13 protein-coding genes and 1 pseudogene are annotated in these 16,652 nt (G+C 71.9%); 10 read left to right on the forward strand and 4 right to left on the reverse strand.

The annotated features are described in order from the left end of the window. Nucleotide 1 precedes the first annotated feature (1 nt). From rpmF to mutM, 3 genes are all read left to right on the forward strand, one after another. Complete coding sequence (gene rpmF / locus ACH4K1_RS08425; RefSeq protein WP_003965982.1) at nt 2-175, forward strand: 50S ribosomal protein L32; 174 nt, start codon at nt 2-4, stop codon at nt 173-175. A 19-nt stretch (nt 176-194) separates the two neighbouring features. Further along, complete coding sequence (rnc, locus tag ACH4K1_RS08430) at nt 195-1,019, forward strand: ribonuclease III (protein ID WP_228989942.1); 825 nt, start codon at nt 195-197, stop codon at nt 1,017-1,019. Between the two features lie 128 nt (nt 1,020-1,147). Continuing rightward, the gene (mutM, locus tag ACH4K1_RS08435; protein WP_398087761.1) at nt 1,148-2,008 is read left to right on the forward strand and encodes a bifunctional DNA-formamidopyrimidine glycosylase/DNA-(apurinic or apyrimidinic site) lyase; all 861 of its coding nucleotides are present in this window, start codon (nt 1,148-1,150) and stop codon (nt 2,006-2,008) included. Between the two features lie 747 nt (nt 2,009-2,755). On the opposite strand, the gene ACH4K1_RS08440 is transcribed toward mutM, so the two are convergent. Beyond that, the gene (locus tag ACH4K1_RS08440; protein ID WP_398087762.1) at nt 2,756-3,589 is read right to left on the reverse strand and encodes a GNAT family N-acetyltransferase; all 834 of its coding nucleotides are present in this window, start codon (nt 3,587-3,589) and stop codon (nt 2,756-2,758) included. Beyond that, nucleotides 3,582-3,986: pseudogene (locus ACH4K1_RS08445) on the reverse strand (UTRA domain-containing protein); the annotation flags it as partial. The gene ACH4K1_RS08440 and the pseudogene ACH4K1_RS08445, both read right to left, overlap by 8 nt. On the opposite strand from ACH4K1_RS08445, the gene ACH4K1_RS08450 reads away from it, so the two are divergent. After that, nucleotides 3,957-4,463 (forward strand): tyrosine-type recombinase/integrase, encoded by a 507-nt coding sequence (locus ACH4K1_RS08450; RefSeq protein ID WP_398087764.1) that lies wholly within the window; start codon nt 3,957-3,959, stop codon nt 4,461-4,463. The pseudogene ACH4K1_RS08445 and the gene ACH4K1_RS08450 sit on opposite strands and share 30 nt — an antisense overlap. Before the next feature lie 20 nt (nt 4,464-4,483). On the opposite strand, the gene ACH4K1_RS08455 is transcribed toward ACH4K1_RS08450, so the two are convergent. Continuing rightward, entirely contained in the window at nt 4,484-5,452 is a 969-nt protein-coding gene (locus ACH4K1_RS08455) for a CAP domain-containing protein (protein WP_398087766.1), read from the reverse strand. A gap of 230 nt (nt 5,453-5,682) precedes the next feature. Between ACH4K1_RS08455 and ACH4K1_RS08460 the strand changes: the two genes are divergently transcribed. The 5 genes from ACH4K1_RS08460 (at nt 5,683) to ftsY (ending at nt 13,735) form a co-directional block, all read left to right on the forward strand. Then, nucleotides 5,683-5,964 carry an acylphosphatase gene (locus tag ACH4K1_RS08460; RefSeq protein WP_398087768.1) on the forward strand — a complete coding sequence of 94 codons (282 nt, stop codon included), beginning with the start codon at nt 5,683-5,685 and terminating at the stop codon, nt 5,962-5,964. Between the two features lie 438 nt (nt 5,965-6,402). After that, nucleotides 6,403-6,615, forward strand: a complete 213-nt coding sequence (locus tag ACH4K1_RS08465) for a hypothetical protein (protein ID WP_030117724.1) — start codon at nt 6,403-6,405, stop codon at nt 6,613-6,615. Between the two features lie 323 nt (nt 6,616-6,938). Continuing rightward, entirely contained in the window at nt 6,939-10,535 is a 3,597-nt protein-coding gene (smc, locus tag ACH4K1_RS08470) for a chromosome segregation protein SMC (protein ID WP_398087770.1), read from the forward strand. Nucleotides 10,536-10,768: 233 nt separating this feature from the next. Then, the gene (locus ACH4K1_RS08475) at nt 10,769-12,187 is read left to right on the forward strand and encodes a sugar porter family MFS transporter (RefSeq protein ID WP_398087772.1); all 1,419 of its coding nucleotides are present in this window, start codon (nt 10,769-10,771) and stop codon (nt 12,185-12,187) included. Nucleotides 12,188-12,535: 348 nt separating this feature from the next. Then, on the forward strand, nt 12,536-13,735 hold the full coding sequence (gene ftsY / locus ACH4K1_RS08480; RefSeq protein WP_398087774.1) for a signal recognition particle-docking protein FtsY: 1,200 nt from the start codon (nt 12,536-12,538) through the stop codon (nt 13,733-13,735). Nucleotides 13,736-13,813: 78 nt separating this feature from the next. Here ftsY and ACH4K1_RS08485 read toward each other — a convergent pair whose 3' ends face one another. Then, on the reverse strand, nt 13,814-14,461 hold the full coding sequence (locus tag ACH4K1_RS08485; RefSeq protein ID WP_398087776.1) for a bifunctional DNA primase/polymerase: 648 nt from the start codon (nt 14,459-14,461) through the stop codon (nt 13,814-13,816). Between the two features lie 426 nt (nt 14,462-14,887). Here ACH4K1_RS08485 and ACH4K1_RS08490 point away from each other — a divergent pair, with 426 nt between their 5' ends. Next, complete coding sequence (locus ACH4K1_RS08490) at nt 14,888-16,363, forward strand: hypothetical protein (RefSeq protein ID WP_398087778.1); 1,476 nt, start codon at nt 14,888-14,890, stop codon at nt 16,361-16,363. Nucleotides 16,364-16,652 lie beyond the last annotated feature (289 nt).

Consider the following 16,652-nt stretch of genomic DNA (forward strand, 5'->3'; position numbering starts at 1 on the left):
CGTGGCTGTTCCGAAGCGGAAGATGTCGCGCAGCAACACGCGCCACCGCCGGTCGCAGTGGAAGGCTGCGGTCCCCACCCTGGTTTCGTGCGAGCGTTGCCAGGAGCCCAAGCTCCAGCACATTGCGTGCCCGAGCTGCGGCACCTACAACAAGCGCCAGGTCCTCGAGGTCTGAGCGGCTGGTGAGAGGCCCGATGTCTGAGTTGTCCAGCGCCAAGAAGCAGGCAGACAACGTCAACACAGCCTCGTCCCACACGCTTCTGGAAGGGCGGCTCGGGTACCACCTCGAGTCCGCCCTTCTGGTGCGTGCGCTGACCCACCGTTCGTACGCGTACGAGAACGGCGGCCTGCCCACCAACGAGCGGCTGGAGTTCCTCGGGGACTCGGTGCTCGGCCTGGTGGTCACGGACACGCTGTACCGCACCCACCCCGACCTGCCCGAAGGCCAGCTGGCCAAGTTGCGGGCCGCGGTGGTCAACTCGCGTGCGCTTGCGGAAGTGGGCCGCGGCCTCGAACTCGGCTCCTTCATCCGGCTCGGCCGCGGTGAAGAGGGCACGGGTGGCCGGGACAAGGCTTCCATCCTCGCCGACACACTGGAAGCAGTGATCGGCGCGGTCTACCTCGACCAGGGCCTCAGCGCGGCCTCGGAGCTGGTCCACCGGCTCTTCGACCCGCTGATCGACAGGTCCTCGAACCTCGGCGCCGGCCTGGACTGGAAGACCAGCCTCCAGGAACTCACCGCCAGCGAGAGCCTCGGAGTCCCCGAGTACCTCGTCACGGAGACCGGCCCGGACCACGAGAAGACCTTCACTGCTGCCGCCCGCGTCGGTGGTGTCTCGTACGGCACCGGCACCGGCCGTAGCAAGAAGGAAGCGGAGCAGCAGGCGGCCGAGTCCGCCTGGCGCGAGATCAGCGCCGCCGCTGAGGCACGGCAGGCCGCGGAGAAGTCCGCGGCCGACGGAGGGGCCGCCGACACCCCTGCCGTACCGTCGCCGACCACGGACGCCGCTCCGGCCTGAAGCGACACGGGAACCCCCTCGGCGCCACGCGCACCGGGGGGTTTTCCCTGTCCCGGGAGCCGTTTCCGCGCTCCCGGGGTCTTTCGCCCGTCCCCGCCCGCCCGTCGACGTGTCTGGAGTGGTCCACCGTGCCCGAGCTGCCCGAGGTCGAAGTCGTCCGCCGGGGCCTGGAGCGCTGGGTCAGCGGCCGCACCGTCACCGAGGTCGAGGTCCTGCACCCGCGCTCGGTCCGCCGCCACCTCGCGGGCGGCCCCGACTTCGCCGCCCGGCTCCGGGGGGCCCGCTTCGGGACGGCGATGCGGCGCGGCAAGTACCTCTGGGTACCGATCGAGGAGGCGTCCGCTTCGCTCCTCGGCCACCTCGGCATGAGCGGCCAGCTCCTGGTGCGGCCCGTGGACGCCCCCGACGAGAAGCACCTGCGCGTCCGGATGCGGTTCGACGACACGCTCGGCACCGAGCTGCGCTTCGTCGACCAGCGGACCTTCGGCGGGCTCTCGCTGCACGACAACACCCCCAAGGGCCTGCCCGACACCATCGCGCACATCGCCCGGGATCCGCTCGACCCGCTCTTCGACGACGCCGCGTTCCACACCGCGCTGCGCCTGCGCCGTACGACGGTCAAGCGCGCCCTCCTCGACCAGACGCTGATCAGCGGCGTCGGCAACATCTACGCCGACGAGGCGCTCTGGCGGGCCAAGCTCCACTACGACCGGCCGACCGCGACCCTGACCCGCCCCAAATCCGCCGAGCTGCTCGGCCACGCCCGCGACGTCATGAACGCGGCACTCGCCCAGGGCGGAACCAGCTTCGACAGCCTGTACGTCAACGTGAACGGCGAGTCCGGTTACTTCGACCGGTCGCTCGACGCGTACGGCAGGGAGGGCGAGCCCTGCCACCGCTGCGGCACGCCGATGCGCCGCCGCGCCTGGATGAACCGCTCCAGCTACTTCTGCCCGCGCTGCCAGCGACCGCCGCGCGCCCCGTCGTAACGCGACCGGGCGGGGCCGGCGCGGGTCAGAGGCCGAAGAAGTGACGGGCTGGGTCTGTGACCTGCGGCCATGCAGTCGATCAACGCTGCGACCTGCGACTTAGCTGTCGGTGGTTGTCAGCGGTGGTCGTCGTTAAGCGCCCTCTGACGGCCCCGTGACGGCCCCACGGGGCTGCTCCGACCGACGGCACCCTGGCAGCGGATGCGGCGAACTCATAGTCTCCCGGACATGGAATGGACAGCACTGGTCGCCACATTGGTAGGTGCAGTAATCGGGGTAGGCAGCACGCTTGTCACAGATCGCGTAACTTGGCGGCGGGACACGAAGGCGCAGGACAGAGAGACTATGCGCACAGTGGCTGGCCAGTTTCTAGAGGCCTTGACCGAGGCACGCGACACCATAAGCGACGCCAGCAGATCGGGGCATCTACCCCTGGACGAACGGGCCCAGCTTGCTCGCGCCAGCGTCCTTACCCATGGAGTGCACTCAAAGCAGTACCAGTTGGAACTACTGGCCACGCCAGAAGTGGCCGAGCTCGCCGGGGACGCGGCCTATCGGCTGCTCCTGTATAGGGACGCAGTGGTTGCCGGGCATCTCCGCGACGATCCTGAGTGTGCGGAGGCACGGCGCGCATTCCGGGACGCCCGTCAGAGGCTCATGGCTGCCTTGCGGGCCTCTTTGGTTCGCTCTTAAGGGCCTTCGAACGGGAGCTCCGGTTGACACTCGTGCTCACCAACCTGCCTCATCTCAGCCCCCCACTGTACGAACGACCTTGACGCCCTGGGCCGCGACTGCTCGGCTCTGTCTGGGTCGAAGGTGGTCGGGATGGGAGCCCCACGACGTCCGCCCCACTCCGGCCGGCACTCGCGAACGGTGCCCCGTCCATCCCGGAGTCTGAGCGCCCTCGCCGGAGGCATCCTCTTGAAGCCGCGGGCTTGGTTCTCGTCTCATGCCCCACGGGCCTATCCACTGCGGGCGCGCGTCGGCGGCGGCAGCGCCGAGCGGGCCGAAGGCGGGAGCGCGGGCGCAGCCGGGTGCCTTGATGAGGGAGAGAAACCTGCAACTTCCTAGCTGGCTGGCGGGCCAGACGTAGCACTTGGCGGGGATCTGCTGACCGTCTCCGAATGGGTGCGTGGCTCCGCCGATGAACTGCCGGCCCAAGCGTTCGTAGAGGCGAATGGCTGCCTCGTCCTTGTCCATCACGTCGAGCACAAGGCGTAACCCGTTCTCCTCGGCGTGGTCCATGGCTGCGCGCATGAGGCTTTCGCCCACCGCGTGCTTCCGCGCAGATCTCACCACGAACAGCCGGGCCAGCACACCGATGCGGGAGCCATCCTCTCCGCTCTGCTGTTGCCAGAGGGCGACGGCCTTCTCCCCCTCCGCCTTCATGATCGCGATATGCCCCACCACACCGTCCCGGTGGGCTACCCACGCCTTCACGACTCCCGGCGGCGTGATCCATGCCTCGGGGTCATCCACTCCTTCCACCGGATATCCGTCCGTCGAGTGGACTTCGATCAGGGCTGCCGCCGCTCCGGGAACGTCGACAACTTCGATAGGGCGAATAGGGGTGTCAGCCACGCGAGTCCTCCAGCGGAGCAGTGGGCCGGGAAACGGGCAGCTCGTAGAGGAGCCCGGTTTGATCGACGCGGTGCACGTACCGGGACACCTCGAAGGGCTGCGACTCCTGATCCAGGCTCGTGTGGAGCACTTCGAGTACGGGCACCCCTGGCAACAGGTCGAGTACCCGGGCCTCTCCGGGTGAAGGCATCCGAGCGCTGATCCCGTCGCGCACCCGCGTCATCACGTGGCCCAGCTCCTCCAGGCGGCCGTAGATCCCGTTCGGCCCTGACTTCGCCTGTATGAGGTGCATGAGGAGAGTGCCCTCCGCCTCGTCCCAGCGCAGACAGGGGGAGACGATCTGGACCGGCTCGTCGTCCGCGAAGTAATGGTTCTCGCGGTGAACGACGCTCTCGCTGCTCCGCCCGAGGGAGGGAAGGAGCGGGACGTTCCTCTGCCCGAGTCCATCGCCTTCGGATGGGCCGGCCACCCGGAGCGGACGCCTGCTGTCGAGGTGACGTTGCCGTGGAAGACGTTGGACGGCCCGCCCCCCACCGCGGCGCTGATCTTCCGGAGCCCTGAGGGGCGCGCACTGAACCGCAACAAGTTCAACGATCGTCAGTGGCGGCCCGCCCTCCGTGCTGCTGGTGCGGCTGAGGGACGGGACAACGGGATGCACGCGCTGCGGCACTTCTCTGCGTCGGTGCTCCTGGACGCGGGGGAGAGCACCAAGGCCCTGAGCGAGTACCTGGGGCATCACGACCCCGGTTTCACGCTGCGGACCTGTACCCACCTGATGCCGTCGAGTGAGACCCGCACGCGCGCCGCCGTAGACGCAGCCTGGGCCGCCCCGGTTACCGATGACGGCCCGGGGACGGCCCAGAAGGAGCTATAGGTCGTTGACCTGCGGGATTCTCAGAAGCCGAAGCTCTGGACCCACCAGGGGCCGCCGGGGCCCTCCTGGACGCCGATGCCGATGGTCTTGTAGTCGCAGTTGAGAACGTTGGCGCGGTGGCCCTCGCTGTCCATCCAGGCGTCCATCACCGCCTGGGGGCCGGCCTGGCCGCGGGCGATGTTCTCCGCGCCGAGCCCCTGGACGCCCGCCTGCGCGGCGCGGTCCCAGGGGGTGTCGCCGTCCGGGTCCGTGTGGTCGAAGAAGCCGCGGGCCGCCATGTCCTCGCTGAAGCTCTGGGCGAGCGAGGTGAGCGGGGCGCTGGTGGACAGCGGGGAGCAGCCGGCCTCCGCGCGTTCCTGGTTCACCAGGGCCAGCACTTCGGAGCGCGCGGAGGCGTCGGTCGGGGAAGGGGACGGCTTCTTGGCCGGCGGCGGGGCGGCGGAGGTCTTCGGCGGGGCCGGGGCCTTGCTCGTCGGCGGCGTGCTCGTCCTCGGGGCCGCGGGCGCCTTCGCCTTCTCGGACTTCCGCGACGGTGCGGCGGTCTGGTTCTCGGAGGCGGCCTCGGACGGCGACGCCGCCTTCGAGGGCGTCCTCGCCGGGCTCCCGGAGGGAGAGGCGCTGGCGGGGGGCGTCTTCGACGGGGCCTTGCCCGGCGGCTGCGGGCGCTCGCCGTCCCGGCCGGTGGGGGAGGCGGACCGGTCGGCCGGCTCCGTGGAGCTGCCGCCCTGGGTCAGCAGGTCGGGGGCGGCGCCGCCGGAGCGCACCTGGTCGACGGCGCGGGGGGTGCCGGAGGTGGAGGCGTCGCCGCCCGGGAGCAGCCCCGAGGCGACCGCCACCGCGCCCACGGCCACGGCCGCCGAGACACCGAGGAGGCCGGCGCGGGTCGGCACGCCGGACTTCTTCCGGCGGGTACCACCGCGCCGGAAAGCGGCGTCCGCCGCGGATTCTTCAGCGACGGGGCCTGCGGCGGATCGTCGGTGGCGTCCCATGCGCTGTGCCTTCCTCGTGCTCCGGACGCCCTGACGGCGTCGCTCGATTCCCCCGCGGTCGCCCCGTCGATCGAATTCGGCCGTACGCGGAGGTCATCCCGCTTGATCGACTTTCCGTCGACCGCCGTCCGATACTCATCCGATCGAGTGAGACTGTTCGACGGGACTGTAGCCCATGGAGGAAAGGGGGCGAGATGCTTCGGGAACACCAGGCCGGTTAACGTTCGGGCATGAATGAAGAAGCGCGTCTCGTCGTATGGGTACGCGGCCGGGTACAGCAAGTGGGATTCCGCTGGTTCACCAGGGAAAATGCTTTGGAGATCGGCGGGCTCACCGGGTTCGCCCTCAATCTCGACGACGGCCGGGTGCAGATCGTGGCCGAGGGGCCACGTGACCATTGCCACCGTCTGCTGGAGTGGCTGCGGTCCGACGACACACCCGGGCGCGTGGACGGAGTGACTGAGATCTGGGACACCCCCCGCGGCGGCTACGACGGATTCGCCATCCGCTGACACCGCCGGACCGCACCCCCGGCGACCGGCTCGGCGAGCGCCGCGCCCCGCCTCGCCGCCCCGGCGCCGCGCGGGGCCCCGCACCCGAAGTGACCTGCGGTGGGACCGGCCGCGACGGATGGTTGCCAGATTCCGTGTGACGTGCAAAGCTGCGGCATTGACGAAGATCTGCACACCCCCCGGGGCCCCGCAGGAGAGTCGCGCCCCAAGATCGTCCGGCGGCGCGCCCCCGGGACACCCGGGCACACAGGGTGTGATCGTGTTGACCGTCAAACTTTTTGGTGAGACGCTGAAAACCCCGCGCACCTTAGCTGTTCGGTAGAGCTGTTCAGCAGCAGAACCGCAGTGGTGACAGAGCCCTGCCGAGCATCGCGGGTGCCGTTCCCCTGACGACCCACACCGCATCGGTCGGTCACTCATTGTGGAGGACCATCCATCATGGCAAAGGCGCTTCTCGGTTACGTCGGCGGTTCCGACCCGCGACTCCTCGCCGAGATGCGACGGCTCCAGCAGCGCGTCCAGGACCTGGAATCCGAGCTCACCCGGATCCAGAGCGAGAACGACGCGCTCAACGCCGCCGCTCAGCACCAGGAGTCGCTGCTCGACAGCATCGACATCGACGTACCCCAGGGCGAGCCTGCGCTGACCTGACCACGAGGGCCCCTTCGGGCCGGTCGGGCCGGGCACGCTCAGTAGCCTCGGAACACCTCTGATTCGTCCTGCACCACGGATCGCCGCCCCCGAACCCCGGGGTTCCCGCCACGGCGGGGACGCCGTCGTCCGGTCGCACGGCGATGCGCCGCGCAGGACCGCGGCTGGATTCGCGTGGACGCCAGCGAGATTCACAGGGACGCTTCGGCGTCCCTTTTTCTTTTGTCCGGCCCCCGCCCCGGACGTGCCGGCCTGCGCCTACCGTCTGATGTGCCCTGCACCTTCAGCAACGAAACCGAGAGGGAAAGGTAGAGTCCGGCGGCGTGCACCTCAAGGCCCTGACCCTGCGTGGTTTCAAATCGTTCGCGTCCGCCACCACCCTGCGGTTCGAACCGGGGATCACGTGCGTCGTCGGCCCCAACGGATCAGGAAAGTCCAACGTGGTGGACGCGCTCTCCTGGGTCATGGGGGAGCAGGGCGCGAAATCCCTGCGCGGCGGCAAGATGGAAGACGTGATCTTCGCCGGGACGACCGGGCGGCCCCCGCTCGGCCGTGCCGAAGTATCGCTGACCATCGACAATTCCGACGGCGCATTGCCCGTCGAGTACGCCGAAGTGACGATCACGCGGACCATGTTCCGCAATGGCGGCAGCGAATACCGGCTCAACGGCGACACCTGCCGGCTGCTGGACATCCAGGAACTCCTCTCCGACTCCGGTATCGGCCGCGAGATGCACGTCATCGTCGGGCAGGGCCAGTTGGACTCCGTGCTGCACGCCGACCCGATGGGCCGCCGGGCCTTCATCGAGGAGGCCGCCGGGGTGCTCAAGCACCGCAAGCGCAAGGAGAAGGCGCTGCGGAAGCTGGACGCGATGGGTGCCAACCTGGCCCGGGTCCAGGACCTCACCGCCGAGCTGCGCCGCCAGCTCAAGCCGCTCGGCCGGCAGGCCGCCGTCGCCCGCCGGGCCGCCGTCATCCAGGCCGACCTGCGCGACGCCCGGCTCCGCCTCCTCGCGGACGACCTGGTGACCCTGCGGGACGCGCTGCGGGACGAGCTCGCCGACGAGGCGGAGCTGAAGAAGCGCAAGGACGCGGCCGAGGCGGAGCTGCGGACGGCGCTCGCCCGGGAGGCCGAGCTGGAGGGCGAGGTGCGCCGCCTCGCGCCCCGGCTCCAGCGCGCCCAGCAGAGCTGGTACGAGCTGTCGCAGCTGGCCGAGCGGGTACGGGGCACGGTCTCGCTGGCCGACGCCCGGGTCCGCAGCGCCTCCGATCCCCCCGCCGAGGAACGGCGGGGCCGCGACCCCGAGGAGCTGGAACGGGAGGCCGCCCGGATCCGCGAACAGGAGGCGGAGCTGACGGCCGCCCTGGAGGCGGCCGAACACGCGCTGGAGGACACCGTCGCCCACCGCGCCGACCTGGAACGTGAACTGGCTGCCGAGGAGCGGCGGCTCAAGGACGCCGCCCGCGCCATCGCCGACCGGCGCGAAGGGCTCGCCCGGCTGCACGGCCAGGTCAACGCGGCCCGCAGCCGGGCCGGCTCGGCGCAGGCGGAGATCGACCGGCTGGCCGCCGCCCGCGACGAGGCGCAGGAGCGCGCGGCGGCCGCCCAGGAGGAGTACGAGCAGCTGAAGGCCGAGGTGGACGGGCTCGACGCGGACGGCGAGGAGCTGACGGCGCGCCACCAGGCCGCCGAGGAAGCCCTCGCCGAGGCCCGTTCCGCTCACAGCGCGGCCCGTGAGGAGGCCGTCGCCGCCGAGCGCAGGCGGGCGGCGGTCGCGGCCCGGCACGAGGCGCTGGCCCTGGGGCTGCGCCGCAAGGACGGTACGGGCGCGCTCCTGGGGGCCCGGGACCGGCTCGCCGGGCTCCTCGGCCCGGCCGCCGAACTGCTCACCGTCGAACCCGGTTACGAGGTTCCGGTCGCGGCCGCCCTCGGCACGGCGGCGGACGCGGTCGCCGTCACGGACCCGGCCGCGGCGGCCGCCGCGATCCGCCTGCTGCGGGAACGGGACGCGGGGCGCGCGGCGATGCTGCTGGGCGGAGAGGCGCCCCCGCGGCCCGCCGCCGGGGCCGCGGACGAGGGGGAGCCCCCGGCTCCCGCGACCGCCGCCGCCGCCCTCCCCGCGCCCGCCGTCGCCGACCTCGTGCGCGGGCCCGCCGCCCTCGTCGCGGCCGTACGCCGCCTCGTACCGGACACGGTGGTGGTGGGGACGCTGGAGGACGCCGAGGCGCTGGTCGCGGCGCACCCCGGGCTGACCGCGGTGACCGGGGAGGGGGACGTGCTCTCCGCCCACTTCGCGCACGGCGGGTCGGCCGGAGCGCCCAGCCTCCTGGAGGTGCAGGCGTCCGTGGACGAGGCCGCCGCCGAGCTGGACGCCCTCGCCGTGCGGTGCGGGGAACTGGCGGAGGCCCAGCGGCTGGCGGAGCAGCGGCGTACGGAGCGGACCGCGCTCGTCGAGGCGCTGGGGGAGCGCCGCCGGGCCGCCGAGCGGGAGAAGTCCGGCTTCGCCCAGCAGCTCGGGCGGCTCGCCGGCCAGGCCCGGGGCGCGGCGGGCGAGGCCGAGCGCATGACCGCCTCCGCCGCCCGCGCCCAGGAGGCCCTGGAGCGGGCGAGCGAGGAGGCCGAGGAGCTGGCGGAGCGGCTGCTGGTCGCCGAGGAGGCCCCCGCCGAGGAGGAGCCCGACACCTCCGTACGGGACCGGCTCGCCGCCGACGGGGCCAACGCCCGCCAGACGGAGATGGAGGCCCGGCTCCAGGCCCGTACCCACGAGGAGCGGGTCAAGGCGCTGGCCGGACGCGCCGACTCGCTGGACCGGGCCGCCCGCGCCGAACGGGAGGCGCGTGCCCGCGCCGAGCGGCGCCGGGCCCGGCTGCGGCACGAGGCCGAGGTGGCCTCCGCCGTCGCCTCGGGCGCCCGCCAGTTGCTGGCGCATGTGGAGGTGTCCCTGGAACGGGCCGGGCAGGAGCGGACGCGGGCCGAGGCGGCGAAGGGTGAGCGGGAGCGCGAGCTGGCCGTCGAGCGCGACCGGGGCCGCGGGCTCAAGGGCGAGCTGGACAAGCTCACCGACTCGGTCCACCGGGGCGAGGTGCTGGGGGCCGAGAAGCGGCTGCGGATCGAGCAGCTGGAGACGAAGGCCCTGGAGGAGCTGGGCGTGGAGCCCGCCGCGCTGGTCGCCGAATACGGTCCGGGCCAGCCGGTGCCGCCGTCGCCCGCGGCGGAGGGCGAGGAGCTGCCGGAGGACCCGGAGCACCCGCGCAACCGGCCGAGGCCCTACCGGCGGCCCGAGCAGGAGAAGCGGCTGCGGGCGGCCGAACGGGCGTACCAGCAACTCGGGAAGGTGAATCCGCTCGCCCTGGAGGAGTTCTCGGCGCTGGAGGAACGGCACCAGTTCCTGTCCGAGCAGCTTGAAGACCTGAAGAAGACCCGAGCCGATCTGCTCCAGGTGGTCAAGGAGGTGGACGAGCGGGTGGAGCAGGTCTTCACGGAGGCGTACCACGACACCGCCCGGCAGTTCGAGGGCGTCTTCTCGCGCCTCTTCCCCGGCGGCGAGGGGCGGCTCGTCCTGACCGACCCGGACAACATGCTCACCACCGGCGTGGACGTCGAGGCGCGTCCGCCGGGCAAGAAGGTGAAGCGGCTCTCCCTGCTGTCGGGCGGGGAGCGGTCCCTCACGGCGGTGGCCCTGCTGGTCTCCATCTTCAAGGCCCGTCCCAGCCCGTTCTACGTGATGGACGAGGTGGAGGCCGCCCTCGACGACACCAATCTGCAGCGGCTGATCCGGCTCATGGAGGAGTTGCAGGAGAGCTCCCAGCTCATCGTGATCACCCATCAGAAACGGACCATGGAGGTCGCCGACGCGCTGTACGGCGTGTCCATGCAGGGTGACGGGGTCTCGAAGGTCATCAGCCAGCGGCTGCGCTGATCCGGCCCGCGACGCCGGCGCCACGGAGGCTTTCCACCGGCTCGACAGAAGTTCAAGGCACGTATCGCGCGGTTCGGGGTACACGTGCGGAGACCCGCTGTTGGGCTTCAAAACTTGAACGCATAACCTCTGCGAAGTCGTTCTGGCCTTCAAGTGGTGGTGAACCGGATGGTGTGCGCCACTGGGAAGGCTCACCCCCCACGTCTGACCCCGGCCAGGCATCAGGAGTTCATGTGACCAGTGCAGCGAACGGACCGGAGTCCGGGGCCCGGGCGGCCCACCCGGACCATCTCGGCCATGTCATCTTCATCACCGCGGCGGCGGCGATGGGCGGTTTCCTCTTCGGCTACGACAGCTCCGTCATCAACGGGGCCGTCGAGGCCATCCGCGACCGGTACGACATCGGCTCCGGCACGCTCGCCCAGGTCATCGCCATCGCGCTGATCGGCTGTGCGATCGGCGCCGCCACCGCCGGCCGGATCGCGGACCGGATCGGCCGCATCCGCTGCATGCAGATCGCCTCGGTGCTCTTCACCGCCAGCGCCGTCGGATCGGCGCTGCCGTTCGCGCTCTGGGACCTGGCGATGTGGCGCATCGTCGGCGGCTTCGCCATCGGCATGGCCTCCGTGATCGGCCCGGCGTACATCGCCGAGGTCTCCCCGCCCGCCTACCGCGGCCGCCTGGGCTCCTTCCAGCAGGCCGCGATCGTCATCGGCATCGCCATCTCCCAGCTGGTGAACTACGCCGTCCTCCAGATCGCCGACGGCGACCAGCGCGGGGAGATCCTGGGCCTGGAGGCCTGGCAGTGGATGCTCGGCGTGATGGTCGTCCCGGCCATCCTGTACGGGCTGCTCTCGTTCGCCATCCCCGAGTCCCCGCGCTTCCTGATCTCGGTGGGCAAGAAGGCCGAGGCCCGCAAGATCCTCGAAGAGGTCGAGGGGAAGAACATCGACCTCGACGCCCGGGTGAACGAGATCGAGACCGCCATGCACCGCGAGCACAAGTCCTCCTTCAAGGACCTGCTCGGCAGCCGTTTCGTCTTCCTGCCGATCGTCTGGGTCGGTATCGGCCTGTCGATGTTCCAGCAGCTCGTCGGCATCAACGTGGCGTTCTACTACTCGGCGACGCTCTGGCAGTCGGTCGGCATCGACCCGACCGACTCGTTCTTCTACTCCTTCACCACCTCGATCATCAACATCATCGGCACGGTGATCGCGATGGTGCTGGTGGACCGGGTGGGCCGCCGTCCGCTCGCCCTCGTCGGCTCCATCGGCATGGCCCTCGCGCTGGCCGTCGAGGCGTGGGCCTTCTCCGCCGACCTGGTCGACGGCAAGCTGCCCACCGCCCAGGGGGCCACGGCGCTGGTCGCCGCCCACGTCTTCGTGCTCTTCTTCGCCCTGTCGTGGGGCGTCGTCGTCTGGGTCTTCCTGGGCGAGATGTTCCCGAACCGCCTGCGCGCCGCCGCCCTCGGCGTCGCCGTCTTCGCCCAGTGGATGGCCAACTGGGCGATCACCGCCAGCTTCCCGAGCCTGGCCGACTGGAACCTCTCGGGGACGTACATCATCTACGCCTGCTTCGCCGTGCTCTCGATCCCCTTCGTGCTCAAGTTCGTGAAGGAGACCAAGGGCAAGGCGCTGGAGGAGATGGGCTGACCCCCGCCGCCCTCTCCCCCCCCGGGCCCCCGCCCCGGCTCGCCCCGAGCCGGGGCGGGGGCGTCTTCGGCGGTCGCCCCGCAGAACGGACGCGGGCTCCACCGCCCCTCCTCCACCGGCGCTCCGCCGTTCGCCGCCCCGGGGGCTCCTCGGCCCGCACCGTGCCGGCGCCGTGCCCGTCCGCGTGTGCCGCCCCCCCCCCCGGCCGGCGCGTGAGCCGTCGGCTCGTCAGGCGGACGGAGGCCGACCTCCGCGGTGCCGCCAAAAGGTGCATATGGGTCCACCGGATCGCCGGGGGGCAGCCGGGGCAGCGTCCGGGGGGCGGCCGTGGCCGATACTGGACAGGTTATGGAAATCGTCATCCTCGCTGTAGTCATCGCCCTGGTCGCTGTCGGCCTGGTCGGCGGGCTCGTGATCGGCAGCCGCAAGAAGAAGCTGCCGCCCCCGCCGCCGAGCACGCCGACCATCACCCCTCCCGCCGAACCGCAGGTCGGCGAGGAGGCCGAGACGCCGCGCGACGAAGCGCGGCGCACCATCGACGACGTCGGCCTCCCGGACGCCACCGCGCCCGTGGAGGAGGCCCCGGTCGCCGAGGCCCCCGAGACCCCCGTACTGGAGGTTCCCGAGCCCACGGCCGGCCGGCTCGTCCGGCTGCGGGCCCGGCTCGCCCGCTCGCAGAACTCGCTCGGCAAGGGCCTCCTCACCCTGCTCTCCCGGGACAACCTCGACGAGGACACCTGGGAGGAGATCGAGGACACCCTCCTCACCGCCGACGTCGGCGTCGCCCCCACCCAGGAACTGGTCGAGCGGCTGCGCGAGCGTGTCCGCGTGCTCGGCACCCGCACCCCGGACGAACTGCGCACCCTGCTCCGCGAGGAGCTGATCACCCTGCTCGGCCCGGACTTCGACCGCGAGGTCAGGACCGAGGGCGGCGCGGAGACCCCCGGCGTCGTCATGGTCGTCGGCGTCAACGGCACCGGCAAGACCACCACCACCGGCAAGCTGGCCCGGGTGCTCGTCGCGGACGGCCGCAGCGTGGTCCTCGGCGCCGCCGACACCTTCCGCGCCGCCGCCGCCGACCAGCTCCAGACCTGGGGCGAGCGCGTCGGAGCCCGTACGGTCCGAGGGCCCGAGGGCGGCGACCCGGCCTCGATCGCCTACGACGCGGTCAAGGAGGGCATCGCGGAGGGCGCGGACGTCGTCCTCATCGACACTGCCGGCCGGCTGCACACCAAGACCGGTCTCATGGACGAGCTGGGCAAGGTCAAGCGCGTCGTGGAGAAGCACGGTCCGCTGGACGAGGTGCTCCTCGTCCTGGACGCCACCACCGGCCAGAACGGTCTCGTCCAGGCCCGGGTGTTCGCGGAGGTCGTGGACATCACCGGCATCGTCCTCACCAAGCTCGACGGCACCGCCAAGGGCGGCATCGTCATCGCGGTCCAGCGCGAGCTGGGCGTACCGGTGAAGCTGATCGGCCTCGGCGAGGGCCCGGACGACCTCGCCCCGTTCGAGCCGGGAGCCTTCGTGGACGCCCTGATCGGCGACTGACCCGCTCCGCACCGAGAACGGCGGACGGGCGGCGGCTCCCACGAGGAGCCTGCCGCCCGTCCGCCGTTTCCGTACCGCCTACGAGCGGTGGCAGACGTACGCCAGGGTGCCCAGCAGCAGCCGCGCCTGCGGGGGAGCGGCCGCCGTGTCCAGCGCCGGGGGCCGCAGCCAGCGGACCGGGCCGCGACCGCCGAGGTCGGAGGGCGGGGCGGTGACGTACGCCCCCGGGCCGAGGGCGCGGAGGTCGAGCCCCGCGTCGTCCCAGCCCATCCGGTAGAGCAGCGACGGCAGCTCGGCGGCGGCCCCGGGGGCGACGAAGAACTGCGCCCGCCCGGTCGGCGTCACCGCGACCGGCCCCGACGGCAGCCCCATCCGCTCCATCCGCACCACCGCGCGCCGCCCGGCCTGCTCCGCGACCTCCAGGACGTCGAAGGAGCGGCCCACCGGCAGCAGCATCGCCGCGCCGGGCGTCTCGGCCCAGGCGTCCGAGGCGCGGTCCGGGCCGGAGCCCGCCGGGACCTCGGCGGCGAAGTCCAAGGGGTGGGCCCCCGGCGCGGGGCAGGCCGCCGCTCCGCACGAGCAGGCGCCGGACTCGGCCCGCGCCCCCGGCCGTACCGCCCACCCCCACAGCCCTGTGTACTCGGCCACCGCCGTGCCCGTGCCGCCGCGGTGGCGACGCCGCGCACCGGACCGCCTCTCCCGGATGCCGCCGATAGTGAAGCCCATGCCCCCTCCAACGGGTCCGCCTCGCCGGTGGTTACGTCCCGCGTCGCTCGGGCGTCTCTCCGCGGCTGAACTCGATCGAGTGGCGTGCGCGGGAGCGCGAAAGGGAGTGCGGCACGGTGCGCGCGCCCCCGAATGCTTCTTCCCGCTCGCCCTCGGTCCTGTTGGTTCAAGTCAAGCGCGCTCAGCGGCGGTCGGGTTCATCAGAAGGGGTGGCGAATGGTGGCGTTTCCTCAACTCCCCTCGCGGCAGGGGTGATCGTAGGATTACCGTCGGTACGCGAACCCTGGAAGGATGGGGCCCGCGGGTATGCCGCAGGCAATCCGATTTCTTGTTCGGGGGAGGGGAACTCCTCTACGGACAGCATCGATGAACGGCATTCTGACAACGGTTCGCGCGATGGGTTTTCGGCGGGATGGGGGCGTACCAGTGAGTGGCAGCGGCGCAGAGGGCACGGATGCCGGAAAGCGGCCCAACGCGCAGTTGGGGTCGTGGTTCATGCGCAGTGGCTGGTCCAAGGGCGAGCTGGCCCGCCAGGTCAACCGGCGCGCCCGGCAGATGGGCGCCCTCCACATCAGCACCGACACCTCCCGGGTGCGGCGCTGGCTCGACGGGGAGCAGCCGCGCGAGCCGATCCCGCGCATCCTCTCCGAGCTGTTCTCCGAACGCTTCGGCACCGTCGTCGCCGTCGAGCAGCTCGGTCTGCGCACCGCTCACCAGTCGCCCTCGGTGGCCGGGGTCGACCTGCCCTGGGCCGGACCGCAGACCGTCGCCCTGCTCAGCGAGTTCTCCCGCAGCGACCTGATGCTCGCCCGGCGCGGCTTCCTCGGCTCCTCCCTGACGCTGGCCGCCGGACCCGCCCTCATCGAGCCCATGCAGCGCTGGCTGGTCCCCGTCCCCGCCCAGGCCTCCGGCGAGCAGGCCGCCCCGGCCGCCGAGCCCCGCCCCTCCCGGCTCTCCGGCCCCGAGCTGGACCTGCTGGAGTCGACCACCGCGATGTTCCGCCAGTGGGACGCCCAGTGCGGCGGCGGACTGCGCCGCAAAGCCGTCGTCGGCCAACTGCACGAGGTCACCGACCTGCTCCAGGAGCCCCAGCCCGACCCCACCGCCCGGCGGCTCTTCCGATGCGCCGCCGAACTGGCCGAGCTGGCGGGCTGGATGAGCTACGACGTCGGCCTCCAGCCCACCGCCCAGAAGTACTTCGTGCTCGCCCTGCACGCCGCCAAGGAGGCCGGCGACAAACCGCTCGGCAGCTACATCCTCTCCAGCATGAGCCGTCAGATGATCCACCTCGGCCGCCCCGACGACGCCCTGGAGCTGATCCACCTCGCCCAGTACGGCAGTCGCGACTGCGCCACCTCCCGCACCCAGGCGATGCTGTATGCGATGGAGGCCCGCGCCTACGCCAACATGGGCCAGCCCAGCAAGTGCAAGCGGGCCGTCCGGATGGCCGAGGACACCTTCCTGGACGCCGGCCTCGACGGCGAGCCCGAGCCCGACTGGATCCGCTTCTTCTCCGAGGCCGAGCTGAACGGCGAGAACGCCCACTCCTACCGCGACCTGGCCTACGTCGCCGGCCGCAGCCCCACCTACGCCTCGCTGGCCGCGCCCGTCATGGAGCGGGCCGTCGAGCTGTTCGGCGACGACGACGAGCACCAGCGCTCCTACGCGCTCAACCTCATCGGCATGGCCACCGTCCACCTCCTCCAGCGGGAGCCCGAACAGTCCACCGTGCTGGCCGCCCGCGCCCTGAAGATCGCCAAGAAGGTCCGCTCCGAGCGCGTCAACACCCGTCTGCGCAAGACCGTGGACACCGCCGCCCGCGACTTCGGCGACGTCGCCGAAGTCGCCCGGCTCACCGAACAGCTCCACGAACAGCTCCCGGAGACCGCCGAAGCGGTCTGACCGGCCCCGGCCCCGGCCGCGGCCCCCTCCCGCACACCCCGACCCGGCTCCCCCATCGCCCGGTCGCACGGAGGGGCGCCGCGGCCGGCCCCGTCCGCGGCGCACGGCGTGCGCCGCATGGTAGGCAGCGGACCGGAGGCGCCACCCGGGATTCATCCGGCCGTAACACGCCGCCCCTCTTCGTCACGCCCGGGAAACACCGTGCGGCATCCCACGAAACGGCACTGGGCCAATCTCGTGGCTCATAACGGCCCGCACCGTATCCCCAGTGGTCCCGCAGCCTCCCCCG

This window comes from Streptomyces sp. NPDC017448, from assembly GCF_044330565.1.
GTDB lineage: Bacteria > Actinomycetota > Actinomycetes > Streptomycetales > Streptomycetaceae > Streptomyces.

Coding starts and splice junctions, on each gene's coding strand:
- rnc (WP_228989942.1), top strand. CDS start 195: ATGTCTGAGTTGTCCAGCGCCAAGAAGCAGGCAGACAACGTCAACACA.
- ACH4K1_RS08465 (WP_030117724.1), top strand. CDS start 6,403: ATGGCAAAGGCGCTTCTCGGTTACGTCGGCGGTTCCGACCCGCGACTC.
- ACH4K1_RS08455 (WP_398087766.1), bottom strand. CDS start 5,452: ATGGGACGCCACCGACGATCCGCCGCAGGCCCCGTCGCTGAAGAATCC.
- ACH4K1_RS08450 (WP_398087764.1), top strand. CDS start 3,957: ATGGTTCTCGCGGTGAACGACGCTCTCGCTGCTCCGCCCGAGGGAGGG.
- ftsY (WP_398087774.1), top strand. CDS start 12,536: ATGGAAATCGTCATCCTCGCTGTAGTCATCGCCCTGGTCGCTGTCGGC.
- ACH4K1_RS08485 (WP_398087776.1), bottom strand. CDS start 14,461: ATGGGCTTCACTATCGGCGGCATCCGGGAGAGGCGGTCCGGTGCGCGG.
- ACH4K1_RS08460 (WP_398087768.1), top strand. CDS start 5,683: ATGAATGAAGAAGCGCGTCTCGTCGTATGGGTACGCGGCCGGGTACAG.